This window comes from Adlercreutzia sp. CNCM I-6207 (genome assembly GCF_977072305.1).
In genome coordinates, this window is record NZ_CDRVLZ010000001.1 from 34,353 (window position 1) to 48,160 (window position 13,808).

The 13,808-nt window shown below is 62.8% G+C and carries 10 protein-coding genes; 6 read left to right on the top strand and 4 right to left on the bottom strand.

Going from position 1 to position 13,808, the window contains the following annotated elements; all coding sequences use genetic code 11:
* Positions 1 to 4 precede the first annotated feature (4 nt).
* The 4 genes from ACW4QM_RS00150 to ACW4QM_RS00165 all read right to left on the bottom strand — a co-directional run bounded on the left by ACW4QM_RS00150 (position 5) and on the right by ACW4QM_RS00165 (position 4,672).
* On the bottom strand, positions 5 to 859 hold the full coding sequence (locus tag ACW4QM_RS00150) for a dimethyl sulfoxide reductase anchor subunit family protein (RefSeq protein WP_227070583.1): 855 nt from the start codon (positions 857 to 859) through the stop codon (positions 5 to 7).
* Positions 856 to 1,485: a 4Fe-4S dicluster domain-containing protein gene (locus ACW4QM_RS00155; protein ID WP_022739168.1), complete on the bottom strand. Its 630-nt coding sequence runs from the start codon at positions 1,483 to 1,485 to the stop codon at positions 856 to 858. Before ACW4QM_RS00155 ends, ACW4QM_RS00150 begins: the two co-directional genes overlap by 4 nt.
* A gap of 114 nt (positions 1,486 to 1,599) precedes the next feature.
* Positions 1,600 to 2,232 carry a DMSO/selenate family reductase complex B subunit gene (locus ACW4QM_RS00160; RefSeq protein ID WP_022739171.1) on the bottom strand — a complete coding sequence of 211 codons (633 nt, stop codon included), beginning with the start codon at positions 2,230 to 2,232 and terminating at the stop codon, positions 1,600 to 1,602.
* 13 nt (positions 2,233 to 2,245) lie between these two features.
* Positions 2,246 to 4,672: a DMSO/selenate family reductase complex A subunit gene (locus ACW4QM_RS00165; RefSeq protein WP_302223595.1), complete on the bottom strand. Its 2,427-nt coding sequence runs from the start codon at positions 4,670 to 4,672 to the stop codon at positions 2,246 to 2,248.
* A 205-nt stretch (positions 4,673 to 4,877) separates the two neighbouring features.
* On the opposite strand from ACW4QM_RS00165, the gene ACW4QM_RS00170 reads away from it, so the two are divergent.
* From ACW4QM_RS00170 to ACW4QM_RS00195, 6 genes are all read left to right on the top strand, one after another.
* The gene (locus ACW4QM_RS00170) at positions 4,878 to 6,554 is read left to right on the top strand and encodes a LuxR family transcriptional regulator (RefSeq protein WP_022739179.1); all 1,677 of its coding nucleotides are present in this window, start codon (positions 4,878 to 4,880) and stop codon (positions 6,552 to 6,554) included.
* A gap of 138 nt (positions 6,555 to 6,692) precedes the next feature.
* Complete coding sequence (locus tag ACW4QM_RS00175; RefSeq protein WP_455798076.1) at positions 6,693 to 8,666, top strand: MDR family MFS transporter; 1,974 nt, start codon at positions 6,693 to 6,695, stop codon at positions 8,664 to 8,666.
* A gap of 195 nt (positions 8,667 to 8,861) precedes the next feature.
* Positions 8,862 to 9,539, top strand: a complete 678-nt coding sequence (locus ACW4QM_RS00180) for a hypothetical protein (protein ID WP_455798077.1) — start codon at positions 8,862 to 8,864, stop codon at positions 9,537 to 9,539.
* Between the two features lie 63 nt (positions 9,540 to 9,602).
* Positions 9,603 to 12,314 carry a molybdopterin-dependent oxidoreductase gene (locus ACW4QM_RS00185; protein ID WP_455798078.1) on the top strand — a complete coding sequence of 904 codons (2,712 nt, stop codon included), beginning with the start codon at positions 9,603 to 9,605 and terminating at the stop codon, positions 12,312 to 12,314.
* On the top strand, positions 12,304 to 12,930 hold the full coding sequence (locus ACW4QM_RS00190; protein WP_022739203.1) for a 4Fe-4S dicluster domain-containing protein: 627 nt from the start codon (positions 12,304 to 12,306) through the stop codon (positions 12,928 to 12,930). Before ACW4QM_RS00185 ends, ACW4QM_RS00190 begins: the two co-directional genes overlap by 11 nt.
* A 9-nt stretch (positions 12,931 to 12,939) precedes the next feature.
* Positions 12,940 to 13,752 (top strand): DmsC/YnfH family molybdoenzyme membrane anchor subunit, encoded by an 813-nt coding sequence (locus ACW4QM_RS00195; RefSeq protein WP_022739206.1) that lies wholly within the window; start codon positions 12,940 to 12,942, stop codon positions 13,750 to 13,752.
* Positions 13,753 to 13,808 lie beyond the last annotated feature (56 nt).

Here is a 13,808-nt window from a genome sequence, read left to right on the forward strand (position 1 = left end):
CGGGCTAGAATCCGACGGTCATATGCAGATTGTAGAACACAATGCGTGTTGCAAAGACGGCGGCGAAGGCGAGGATGGCGGCGGCGATACGCAGGATGAGGCGCGCACACTCGGTTGCTCGGGGTCGCAGGGCCCAGCTGTCGAGGAGGAGCGCGCCAGCCCCGACGAGGGCGAAGATGCCGATGACAAGAGGGTAACCCGGCGCAAGCGAGGCTGCGGATATCTCATTGTTGGCGATTGAGGCCAGATAGGCGTTCTGGGCGAGCATGGAGACGACGCCGGCAGCAAGGCTCGCCGCCCCCAGGCCCACAAGGAGAAAGCTCCATCGTGATAGGGGTACTTTCGCAGCGGCAAGAAACAGCTGGCTTAGCACGGTCCCCTCGAATAAGCCCGTGAGCAAAAGGTTCGCCGGTGAATAAGGTGTGTTCCAGGTGGGCACGGTGCGCACGGCGTAGGCTTGGGAGGTGCACGCTAGCAGGGCGATTCCTGCAAGGCAAGCGACGAGCAGCCATGGCTTCGCAGCAGCATCGGGAAAGTTCACCTTGAAGGCGACCATCCAATAGGATCCAGCCAGGAACAAGAACATCACGGCGGCCAGCACCTCGTTGGAAAGCGGAGAGGTTCCCACGCCTGAGAACACGTGAAGCGCGTTGGCCGGCGTACCCAGATGCGTTGCCGAGGCGATGAAGCCAACGAGCGCAACGGCGAAAGGCAGCGCGATCATGCGGTCGATGCGAACCGCGCGCTCGTGGTCGATAGCAAATAGGCGCGCCAGAGCCATGATGATGAAAGCTACGACGCCTGCAGGGGCCAAGGCGGTGAACAGCGCAAGGGAAAGATTGTCGAGGCCGCTTGTCATAAGCCGATTTCCTTGCGGTTGACCAGCGCGCCCTTGCGACCTTGGGCAGCAGCGGGGCAGGGCCGGATGAATAAATTGGGCCCGGTCTCCGTTTCCGAAGGCAAAGGAAGGATGTCGCCGCGCACCTCGTCCCACCATTCGGCATGGCGCTCGAAGATGTCGCCCTTCTCCCCGAAATCCAAGGCGCGCAAGGGGCAGGCCTCCACGCAGATAGGGGCCTGCCCCGCGGCCAGACGCTCGCGGCAGCCATCGCACTTGCTCGAGCGCTTGAGCTCTTTATCGATGACGGGCGCATGGTAGGGGCAGGCCATGGTACAGTAGCCGCAACCGATGCATTTGGTGATGTCGGGCCAGATAAGCCCCGTCTCATCGCGATGCATGGCCCCTGTGGGGCATACCTGGGTGCAGGCGGGGCTGGCGCAATGGTTGCAGGCCAGAGAAATGTGATAGGCGAAGGCGTCTTGGGAAACGGTTCCGTCCTCTGCTACGTTCCAGTCGCCGCCCTCGTAGTCGAGCACGCGGCGAAATCCTTCGTCGGGCCCATGGTCGTGGTAGTCCTTGCAGGCCATGACGCAGGTCCTGCATCCAGTGCAGCGCGCGTTATCGAAGAAAAATCCCTTCGGCATGGTCTCCAAGTCCCTTCAAACGGCGTAGATCGGGCGAATCCGTGCTACGCCTCAATCATATCGGAAGCGGGCCGCCGCCTATGAGGGAGGGGTCGCGGCGGCCCTGAATGCTCCTTAGGCGTTTTCCACTTCCTTCGGATTCGCGATGGCGCCGGTGGTGTCACCGCAGTCTTTGGCGGCCGGGCAGGCCAGAATGGCCACAGAGGGCTTCGTCGCATCCGGAGGAGCCATGGGGGCAATGCCGTCCACGGTGCCGGGGTGCGCCGCTCGCAGCTTTTCGATGTCCCCGAACTCGAGGGCCCGAAGCGGACAGGCGTCCACGCAGATCGGCATCTTGCCCTCGGCCACGCGGGAGGCGCAGCCGTCGCATTTCGCGGATTTCATGGTCTCGGTGTCCACTACGGGCACCTCGTAGGGACAGCTTTTCACGCAAGTGCCGCAGCCAATGCACTTCTCCTCGTCGCGGGACACGAGCCCGGTATCGGCATCCTTTTCCAAGGCGCCTTGGGGGCAATTGGCCACGCAGGCCGGCATTGCACAGTGGTTGCAGGCCATGGACACGTGGTAGGCCCAGCTCGTCGGCTCAAAGGTACCGTCACCGTTGTCTTTCCAATCGCCACCCTCGTAGTCGAACACGCGGCGGAAAGCGTAGTTGGCGGGCAGGTCGTTGTAGTCTTTGCAGGCCATCTCGCAGGTGCGGCAGCCGGTGCAGCGGGTGCTGTCGAAATAGAATCCGTACTGAGTCATCTTCGTACCTCCCTTAGGCCTTCGCAATCTGGACGATCATGGAGTGAGTGCCGTTGCCCTTGGCCATCGGCGTTGGTTTGTACTGCGTGAGCGTGTTCACGCAGCCGCCCTCGTCCACCTTGTCGCCATTCATGTTGGCCTTGTGCCAGGCGCCCTGCGGAATCATTACAGTTCCGGGGATGACGCGGGGCGTCACCTTCGCCTCGATGCGAATCTCGCCAACCGGACTTGTCACGGCAATCAGGTCGCCGTCTTCAATTGAGCGGCTCTCGGCATCAGCGGGGTTTACCCACAGCTGCTGACGGGCCACGGCTTCAAGCTCGGGGATGAAGCCGAACGATGAATGGGTGCGGCTCTTGTGATGGAAACCGCAGCAGTAGAGGGGGAATTCCTCGGTGACGGAACCGTATCCGTGAAATCCTGCTTGGAAGACGGGGATGGGGTAAATTACCTCGCCCTCTTCAAGATCCCAGGTACGTGACATCTCGTCCAGCGCTTCGGAGAAGATCTCGATTTTTCCGGAGGGGGTGCCCAGTGGGTTGGCGGAGGGATCGTTGCGGAACGCCTCGAAGGCGATGTAGGGTTCAACGGGTCGCTTGTATACGCCCTGCTCGAGCATTTCCTCCCAGGTCGGCATGGAGCCATCTTCTTCGGCCCCCTGCTCATAGAGGAACTTTACCCATTCGTCATGAGTGCGGCCTTCGGTGAACGCATCACGCACGCCGAACTTATCGGCAATGTCGGCCATGACGTCATAGCTCGAGCGACACTCGCCGGGTGCTTCTTGAGCGGGAGTACCCAGAACTACGCCCGCGTACCATTCGGTGTATCCCTGGGTCTGCAGGTTCATTTGTTCTGAGCGCATGGCATCGGGCAGCAGAATGTCAGCGTATTTCGCCGAGTCGGTCATGACCGTGTCCCAGACGAGGATGAACTCGCATTTCGATTCGTCGACGAGAATCTCATGGGTCATGTTGATATCGCCATGCTGGTTGGTCAGACAGTTGCCGGCGTAGTTCCAGATGAACTTGATATCGGTACCAAGTTCATCGCCTCCGACAAGACCGGAATTTGTGGCGGTCATGGTATGGCCGTGATCCACGGCGTTAACCCACTGATAAGCGGGAATGGAAAGCGTGACGGGGTTTTCGCCTGCTGGCAAGCCGGGAACGAGACTTGTGAGCGCCATGGATTCACGCTCCCCGTTGTTGGTGCCCGGAAGTCCCCACTTGCCTAGGAGGAGCGGCAGCATGTAAATAGAGCGGCAGGCGTCCTCGCCATTTGTGTGGCGCTGGGGGCCCCATCCCTGGGTGATGAAGGGTGCCTTAGCAGCAGCGATGGTGTTGGCTAGTTCGCGGATGCTGGAGGCAGGAATCTGAGTGATGGGGGCGGCCCACTCGGGCGTCTTCTCCACCATGTCCCAGCCAGTGCCCATAATGTAATCCTTGTAGGATTTGTTCTGACCTTTGGCGGATTCGGGCATGGTGTCCTCGTCGTAGCCGAGGCAGTAAGTATCGAGGGATTCCTTGTCCACTTTGCCTTCGACGATCCATTCATGAGCGATGGCCGCGCAGAGGGCCGCGTCGGTACCAGGGCGAATGGGAAGCCATTCGTCAGGGTGGCCGGAGACCGTCTCGTTCATGCGCGGGTCGATAGAGATAATTTTGCCGCCGCGGTTCTGAATGGCTTCGCGAAGGCGGGCGAAATCCCATGAGGCATTGGCACCGCCCATGCGAGTTTCGGCGGGGCTGTTGCCGAACATGACGATGAGATCAGAATGCTCGGTTGCCTCAGTCAGAGAAGAGCCGTCGAGCGACGTACCGTACATGTAGGGCGCGACGGCCTCGATCATGTGGGCCGAATAGTCATAGGAACGGTTTAGGTAGCCGCCGAGCAGGTTGAGCAATCGGGCGGTGGGGTTGCCTGTTTTCGAGTACATGCCTGTGGCATAGTTGACGTAGATGGCCTCATTGCCATAGGTGTCGATGACGCGTTTCAGCTCGCTGGCGATGGTGTCGATAGCCTCGTCCCAGGTAATCTGCTCGAACTTTCCTTCGCCGCGTTTGCCCGCACGCTTCATGGGGTACAGCAGACGGTCGGGGCTGTTGAGCCAGCGTCGCATGGAGCGGCCGCGTAGACAGGCGCGGGCCTGCAAGTCGGTATCTCCTGTGTTATCGGTCTCCATGTAGAGCACTTTGCCATCGCGGGAGTGCCACTGGAAGACGCAGTTGCCGCCGCAGTTGACGTTGCACTGACTCCAGTGGATCTCGTCGGGCGCAGTCTCCTCTCCGGTGGCGGCCATGGGCTCCTCCCCGGCTCCGGTGCCAGATTGGGGTGCGCATCCGAAGAGTGCGGTACCCGCGGCTCCCGTGGCAGCCAGGCCCGCGAGCGAGCCTTTGACGAAGGTGCGGCGCGACAGGGTGGATTGGGTTTCAGTCATAGTCCCTCCTCTAGTTGAATTGCCTTCTCGCCGCTTTCAAAAGTACCGGAAAAGGGGAAGTGCCGAATCACACGACAAGTGTGATTTAAGGACAAAGCCCCAGTTCGCGCGTTTTCGGGTGATACCGAAGTGCGGTCATTTGCCTAACAGGCGCGTCCTCCTATGCTACCATGCGTGCCACCGAGATAAGAGAGGAGGTCAAGCTATGGCGACCGAGAGTGCCAGCGCAATCGGCCATGCGTCAAGTTGGGGCTATGCTTGTTTCCTCACGGTGAATGCCACCTCGGTATGGGGCGGCATCTTCCCGTTTCTTCCCCTTGAGTTTCAGACGGTGGAAGTGACTCTCACGTTCTTTTTGACTCAGGCTGTGGCTTTTGGCGGCGCCTTCCTGGCGAGTATGCTGGGATCGTATTTCTTTCCCTACGGTGCTCGGCGCATGCTCGTCTCGCTTTCCGCTGTCCTGCTATTCCTTGGGTCGGCCTGTCTGATTACGGCCATGTACGTGGCATCGGCTGCCATTGCATTTGTGGGAGCTGGCGGGGTGCTTCTCGGAATCGGGTGCGCCGGCATGTTCATGCTCTGGCAGCGGTATTTTGCTTCCCTCGATGCGAGAACCGGCAATTTCCGCCTTATTGTGGGCACGGCTATCGCTCCCTTCATCTACCTTGCCCTGTATTTAGTGCCCATTGCGCTAACGGCTTTTCTCGTCCCCCTGATCTTCGTGCCTCTGTGCGGTCTGTGCGTGGCACTTTCGGTGCGCGAGATGAACTTCGAGCAGCCCATGTTCGAGGACGTCCCGCGTCAGCACCCGCGCGTCTACCGTCAAGTGGTGGCCGACTATTGGCGCAGTGCTTTATGCGTGGGGTCGCTTGCTCTGGTAGCCGGCGTCATTCGCGGAATCGCTCTGCTACATGAGGAAATTAGCTCGCTTGTCAACAGCGCGTCCATGCTTGGTTCGTTTATTGCGGCTGCGGTGCTTTTAGTCCTGTGGCACCGCATGAGCTTTCGCTTCGGCCTCATCTCTGTGTTCCGCGTGGTATATCCGCTGCTCACGCTGGGATTTCTTCTCATGCCGTTTTGTGGCTTGGTGTATCTGAACGCCTTCGCGGCGGTCGCCTACATGGTCTTTTCCCTTGTGCAGATGCTCATGATGATGCAGTGCGCCCAGGTCTCCCGCGATCGTGGTATCAATCCTGTGTTCATCTACGGGTTCTTTGGGGCTATCGTCTATATTTTGCAAAGCGTCGGCTTCCTTTTTGGCTGGGCGAGCGAATTGACGGTGCCCGCGGGCTCCCAGTGGTTGTATTTCGTGGCGCTTATCTCTAGCTGCGGACTGGGGATCACGCTCCTGGTCTCTACGGGAACCCTTTTCAGGCCGATGGTGTCGAAAGGCACCGTAACCGCCGACCCCATCGAGTTCTATTCTCTTGCCGCCGTGCCCGCCGTGTCAGTGGGGAGAGGAAGCGGCTCGGTCTTTGGCGAGGATACTCGAAAGGCGAACTGCGGCTTAGGAGCGGAACTGGGCAGAGCGTCAGCGGAGTCTTTGGAGGATGGCGATTCCCGCGTAAGATCTACTGCCGACGATAAACCGGCCACGCCAGCCAAACGTCGTCGACGTCGGCCTTCGGCTTCGGAGGACGCCGGTGCCATTCGCGACCGGCTTTCCAAGCAGTGCCTGGTACTGCAGGAACGCCACGGTCTTTCCATGCGCGAGACAGAGGTGATGGAGCTCATCGCCCGCGGCAACTCCATGGCGGCCATCGCCGAGCGGCTTGTTATCAGCGAGAATACTGTGCGTACTCACGCTAAGCATATTTACACCAAATTGGACATTCATCGCCGCCAAGAGCTTCTCGATATGCTGCGCGAATTAGGGGATTAGCCATCTTTGCAGTATTGCAAAGATGGCAGGAGCCTCCTCGCCGCTTACCGAGTGGCCTCTTTTCTTTTTTCGCTGAACCCATAGCATCAGAACATTCACTTTTTCACGGACGAGATGCGAGAGCGAGGTAGATGCGGCATGGCATTGGGTGTTGGAAGAAAAGAACTGGTGATGGTGGGCGTGCTTCTGGTGGGCGTGCTTTTGGCCGTGCTGAACCAGACGTTGTTGTCGCCGGCACTGCCGGCCATCATGGGCGACTTGCAAGTGGACGCCACCACGGTGCAGTGGCTGACGAGCGGCTATTCGCTGGTGGAAGCGGTCGTCATTCCGCTTTCGGCTTATCTTATCGGGCGCTTCTCCACGCGCCAGCTGTTCATCTCGGCTTTCGCGCTGTTCACGGCGGGCAGCTTGGCGGCAGCTGTGGCGCCGAACTTCTGGGTGCTGCTGCTCGGTCGCGTGCTGCAGGCCGCCTGCACCGGCATGTCCATGCCCATGGTGTTCACGGTGATTCTGCTCGTGTTCCCCCGCGAGAAGCGCGGCACGGCCATGGGCGTCATCGGGCTCATCATTGGCTTTGCTCCGGCCGTGGGCCCTTCGGTGGCGGGCCTTTTGGTGGATTCGGTGGGCTGGCGGGCGCTGTTCGCTATCGTGACCGTGCTGTCGGTAGTGGTGATCGTGCTGGCTGTGGTGGTGCTGAGAAACTACGGCAACTTCGCGCGCGCCCCCTTTGACAAGCTTTCGGTGGTTCTGTCCACGGTAGGGCTCGTCTGCGTGCTGTATGGGCTGTCTACCTTCGCCTCCTCCGATAACATGGCGGTCACTGCGGGGCTCATCGCGGCGGGGTTGGTGCTGTGCGCCCTGTACGTGCGGCGCCAGCTGACATTGCCCGAGCCTATGCTGCAGGTGGGCATTCTGCGTACGCGCAAGTACGCCACAGCGGTCGTCATTATCGTCATCGTGCAGGCGGCGCTTATGGGCACGGGCGTCATCACGCCGCTCTACATTCAGGGCGTGCTTGGATTCTCCGCAACTATGTCGGGCGTGGCCATGCTGCCGGGCGCGCTTATCGGCGCGTTCATGGGTCTTGTGTCGGGGCGTCTGTTCGACCGTTTCGGCGTGCGCCGCGTGGTGATTCCTGGCGTTATCGTGGCGGTGCTGGGGGCGTCGGGCTTGGCGCGGCTGGGCATCGACAGCAGCTTCATCAACCTGACGATCACCTATACGGTGCTCGTGGTGGGCCTGCAGTTCACTATGACGCCGCTGAACACCTGGGGCGTGAACTCGCTCGACAACAGCGTCATCCAGCACGCTCAGGGTGTGTCAAATACGTTGAACCAGGTGGCGGCCTCCCTTGGCACGGCGGTGCTGGTGTCCATCTCGGCGCTGGCGCCTTCCGTGGCTCCCGACGCCGCCCCGCTCGAGCAGGCCTACCTCGGCGATCACATGGCCTTCATGACCACCTTCATTTTGATGGGCGTAGCGGCGCTCGTCATTCTGTTCTTTGTGCGCGACAAGGCGAAGATGCCCGGCGCTGCGGCCGTGACGGCGGCCGAGCGCGGTGCGGAGCCCGTGGACTACGCGGCCGGTTTCGACGGCGTGACCGTGGACGGCACCCTGGGTGAGTCATGGGATGCTGAGCGCACCTACACGGCAGCCGACGTGATGAACCGCGAGCCGGTGTGCGCGGCCGACACCGCTACCATGGCCGAGGTCATCCGCCTTATGGACGCCAACCAGACGAGCGGGCTTCCCGTGGTGAACGGCACTGGCGACTTGGTGGGCTTCGTGTCCGACGGCGACGTGGCGAGCTACCTCGGCAAGACCGAGATCGCGCTCGTCGATTCCACGCTGCTGAATGGCTACCGCTACATCGACGACGAGGACGCCGCCACGCGCCTGCGCGAGCTCATGGGCCTCAACGTCATGGCCGTGGCGACGCGCCGCGTGATCTCCGTGGAGGCCACGACGCCGGTAGACGAGGTGTGCGCCCTGTTCGCCGCCAAGCGCATCAAGAAGGTGCCGGTGGTGCAGGACGGCAAGCTTGTCGGCGCCCTCTCCCGCCGCAACATCATGCGCTCGCTGGTAGAGGCCATCGACCTTTTGGAGAAATAGGTCCCCGGCGATAACCTCACCCACAATTTCCCGTCTGAACGGGCATCTCATAGGGCCATCACCAACCATGGGTGATGGCCCTTCTTGGAGCCATTTCACCAACGAGCCCCGGGTTTTTCATCAATTGCGGACGTTTCGGCCCCGCGCCCCTTCTCGGTAGAGTGCTCCCATCGCCGAAGAGAGCGAGGAGAGACGATGGAGAACTACGAAGCGGTGCGCAAGGCCCTTCTGGCCAATCGCGCGAACACCCTGGCGTTGCTCGGCTGCCTGCGCGAGACCTTGGAGGAGAGGCCCTTCCGCGAGGCGGAAGACGCGCTTGCGGGGTCGCGGGCCATGGCCCTCACTACGCAGACGCCCCATGCGCTCTACGCCATGCTGTTGAAGTGCGGGGCGGTGGAGGCCATCGAGGTGCCTGAAGAGCAAGGCGCCCATGCCGGCAGCCTGCCCTCCGATGGCGCCGGGAGCGCCGGCGGTGCCGATGCCGCGGACGCCGATGGCGGCGCGGACGTCGCGGTGGCTGATTCCCCCGTCGCCGAACTTCCCGATCAGCCCGTGGACTATCTGCTGCATACCACTGAAGCGGGCCGCGCGGCCCTGGATGAGTTCGAGCCCGCCAAGCGTTTCAGCGAGCTTCTGGCCGCCGAGCCCGACGGCTACGGCGATGCCTACGGGCGCGTGCTCGCCCTCTGCGAGACGGGGGCCTCCAAGGCCGCCATAGAGGAGGCCCTGGCGGGACATCCGGCCCTGAGCTTCCCCAAGCGGATCTATCCCGGCTATTTCATCTCCAAGCTGGAGACCGTAGACGGTATCTCATGGGACGGTGCCTGGCGCACGACGGAAGCGGGCCAGCGCATGCGCGCACTGCTGGCCTAGCGCCGCCACGCCACCTGTTCCAGGGACATGCAAGCCAATCAAGAGGAAAGAAGGAGAAGGCTTATGAGTCGAGCCACTATGACGCGTCGCGGATTCCTGAAATCCACGGCGGCCATGGGAGCGGTGACGGCACTGGGCATCAGTGCGGCCGACAGCCTCACGGCAGTTGATCCGGCCCATGCCGACGAGGCGTCGGACGTGAAGATCATCAAGACGTCCTGCCGCGCGTGCATCGCCAGCTGCGCGGTGCTGGCCCATGTGCGGGACGGCCGCGTCGTGAAGATCGAGGGGAATCCGGAAAGCCCCATGTCCCAGGGCGGCGTGTGCGCCAAGGGCCTCGCCGGCATCCAGGCGCTCTATCACCCGAACCGCAACAAGTACCCCATGCGCCGCGTGGGCGAGCGCGGAAGCAACCAGTGGGAGCGCATCTCGTGGGAGGAGGCGCTCACCGAGGTCGCGACCAAGATCAACGAAGTGTCCGACAAGTACGGCTCCGAGGCCATCTCCGTTTCCACGGGCGGCGGCGGAAACCCGCACTTCTCGAACGTGAAGCGCTTCGGCGAGGCCATCAACACCCCCAACGTGTGGGAGCCGGGCTGCTCGCAGTGCTACCTGCCCCGCATGGGCGCCTCGCTTCTGGCCTACGGCGCCGGCAAGCCCAACAACCTGTCGTTCTCCGACTCCAACGGCTGGGACTACTACTACACCGACAGCCCGGTGACCTCGCTCGTGCTCTGGGGCACCGACCCGTCCAACTCCTCGGTGGCCACCGGCGGCCGCGCCCTGGCCGAGCTGCGCAATCGCCCGGAGGGCCTGCGCACCGTGGTCATCGACCCCCGCTACACCCTGGACGCCGCCAAGGCCGAGGTGTGGCTGCCCATCCGCCCCGGCACCGATGCGGCCCTCTTGCTCACCTGGACCCGCTGGATCCTCGAGAACGAGAAGTACGATGCGGAATTCTGCCGCACCTGGACGAACATGCCCTACCTCATCAACCCCGAGACGCGCCTCACGCTGAAGGCGACCGAGGCGGGCCTGCCCGGCACCGATGCCGACTACGTGGTATGGGATCCCGAGAAGAACGCCCCGGTGGTCGTGGAGTTCCCCATGAACGAGGGACTCTCCCCGGCGCTGTTCGGCACCTACGAGGTCAACGGCATGCAGTGCGCCACGGGCGGCCAGCTTCTGAAGGAGTCCTGCGAGGAGTGGACGCTTGAGAAGGGCGCCGAGGTCTGCTGGCTCGATCCCGAGCAGATCGAGCGCGCCCTTGAGATCTACACCGACCCGAATGGCCAGTCCGGCATCATGCAGGGCGTGTGCATCGACCAGTATGTGCAGTCCCAGCAGTGTGCCCTGGGCGCGCTGAACCTCGAGTTCCTCATGGGCAATGTGGAGAAGCCCGGCACCATGCTGCAGAAGTTCGCGCCGGCCCCCTGCAAGGACCAGCTGGGCAACACGCCCCGCCTGCTCTCCAAGGAGAAGGTCATGAAGCGCTGCGGCACCATCGAGCACAAGGGCATCTTGTGCTGGGACATGGCGCACATCCCCTCGGTGTTCAAGGCCATGAAGGACGGCGACCCCTACCAGATCCACATATGGATCGAGCGCTCCGGCAACAAGCACGTGGTGCTCGGCAACTCCTCCTGCCTCGATGAGATCGTGCCGAACCTCGACTACATCGTGCAGTGCTTCATGTACCCGACGGCGTTCTCGGTGCTCTGCGCCGACCTGCTTCTGCCCACCACCGAGTGGCTGGAGACGAACCTCACCATTCCGCAGCTGAACACCATCGTCATGCGCCAGGCGGTCACGCACTTGTTCGAGACCGTGGAAGAGGGCATCATCTGGACCCAGATCGTGCAGAAGTGCGCGGAGCTCGGCAACACCCACTGCCCCAAGGCCTTCGACGAGGTGGCCTGCATGACCACGCCGTTCTACAAGAACGAGTACGAAAAGCAGCTGCAGCATCTGAACAAGCTGGATATGACCTGGGACGAGGCCTGCGAGAAGGGCGTCATCGAGTGGGCCACGCCCGAGGAGTACCGCACCTACCAGACCTACCTCGCCGACGACGAGGAGAATCCCGGCAAGCCCAAGGGCTTCGGCACGCCGTCGAAGAAGCTGGAAGTGTACTGCGAGTCCAACATCATCTTGGGCCGCACCGGTGCCCCGTGGTCCCAGTGCGCCGAGGAGGCGCCGCTCGTGCTGCCGCCGGCCAGCGCCGACTACGAGCCTCTGTGCTACTACGTGGAGCCGGCCGAGTCGCCCCTGACCGACACCGAGTACCCGCTCGTGCTCACCGAGGGCCGACTGCCCATGTACCACCACGGCACCCTGCGCAACATTCCCTATCTGCGCGAGATCTACCCGGTGCCGGAGATGTGGATCCACCCCGAGGACGCCGAGAAGTACGGCATCGCCGACGGCCAGTGGGTGAACATCGAGAGCCGCCGCGGCAAGACCCACGGCAAGGCCCGCGTCACCACCGCCATCGCCAAGGGCGTCGTGTACCAGGAGCGCTTCTGGGCTCCCGAGCTGCTGGATTCCGACGACCCGGCCCAGGCCTACAAGGTGATGAACATCAACGTGCTCACCAAGAACGACCCGCCCTACAACCCCGAGTACGGCACCTACACCCTGCGCGGCTTCCAGGTGAAGGTAAGTCCGAGCGACGACGAGATCCTGAAGAGCGTGTGGATCGAACCCGAGCAGTTCCAGCCCTGGATGCCCGCTCCCAGCGACAAGACCGAGGATGTGTTTGACTATGGCGCGTAATTGCATTGTTGTGAACCTGGACCGCTGCACCGGATGCTTCGGGTGCGAGGTGGCATGCAAGATGGAGAATGGCGTCGCCTTGGGCGAGCGCTGGTCGAAGGTGTTCACCGTGGGCCCGGTGGGGGAGTATCCCGACATGACCCGCTACGCGCTGCCGACCATGTGCCAGCAGTGCGAGAACGCCCCGTGCGTGTCGGTGTGCCCCACGGGCGCCAGCTACCGCGACGGGAACAACGTCGTGTTGGTGGACAAGGAGAAGTGCATCGGCTGCAAGTACTGCATGATGGCCTGCCCCTACGGCGTGCGCTCGTGGAACGCGGCTGAGAAGTGCGCCGAGAAGTGCACGCTGTGCGGGCATCTCACCTCCCAGGACAAGCTGCCTGCCTGCGTGAAGAGCTGCGCGGCCGGCGCCCGCTTCTATGGCGATTTGGACGACCCTGACTCCGACGCCTCCAAGGAGCTGGCCAAGTATTCCGAAGGCGACATCCACACCCTGCAGGACGTGGGCAACCACCCTGCGACCCGTTACATCATGACGAGCATGATCGGCCAATGGCAGGATCGCATCGCGCCGGCCGATCATCCGCATACGGCTGCCTACCCGGTGGCCGAGTAAGGAGCACCCATGGAAATTCAATGGTCCCTCGTTCTGTTCACCGCCCTGTCGGGGGCGGGGGCGTGGCTTGTCGCCTGCGCCGGCCTCGACGCCTTTAAGGGCCTGGCCAAGAAAACGGTTGTGCCGGCGGTCGTCACGGGCATCGTCCTCATCATCGTGGGCGGCATCGCCTCGGCGACCCATCTGTCCCACGTCGATCGCATCATGGCCGTGCTGGCGCACCCGGCTCCGGGCATTTTCCTGGAGGCCGTGCTCCTCGGCATCGACGTCGTGGTTGCCGTCGCGTTCCTCGTGCTGTATCGGCGCGGCGCCTCCGAAGGGGTGCTCAAGGGCCTCGGTGTCGTCGCCGTGGCCATGGCCGCCGTCTTCAGTTATGCGTGCGGTTCCTCCTACATGATGTCCTCGCAGCTGGCCTGGAACACTGTTGCGCTGCCCTTGGGCTACCTGGGCACGGCGCTCGCTGCGGGCACGGCCCTGTGGTACCTCCTGTGCGCCGCCCGTAGGGAAGAGGGCGCTGCCCTGTCCTTCGCGGCCACCGAGACGCTCGTCGGCGCGGCCGCGGCGTTGGTGACCTCCCTGGCCTACGGCCTTCTGGCCGGCATCGTGGGCGGGGACTCCGCGATCTTGTTCTGGGTCGGCGTCGTTGTCTGCGGCGGCGTTGTGCCCGCGGCCTGCGGCGTGGCCGGCATGAAGAAGACCGAGGGCGCGCTGTCTTTGGCCATCGTGGCCGTCGTCGGCGCGTTCATCGGGGCGGTCGCCTACCGCGTGCTCATGTGGACCGCGTCCATCGCGCTGATGTCGCTGTTCGGTGTGAGCATCTAGCCTCACTGTTCCCGCCGCCCGGTCTTCCCCTCCCGGCCGGGCGGCCCTTCCCAAGG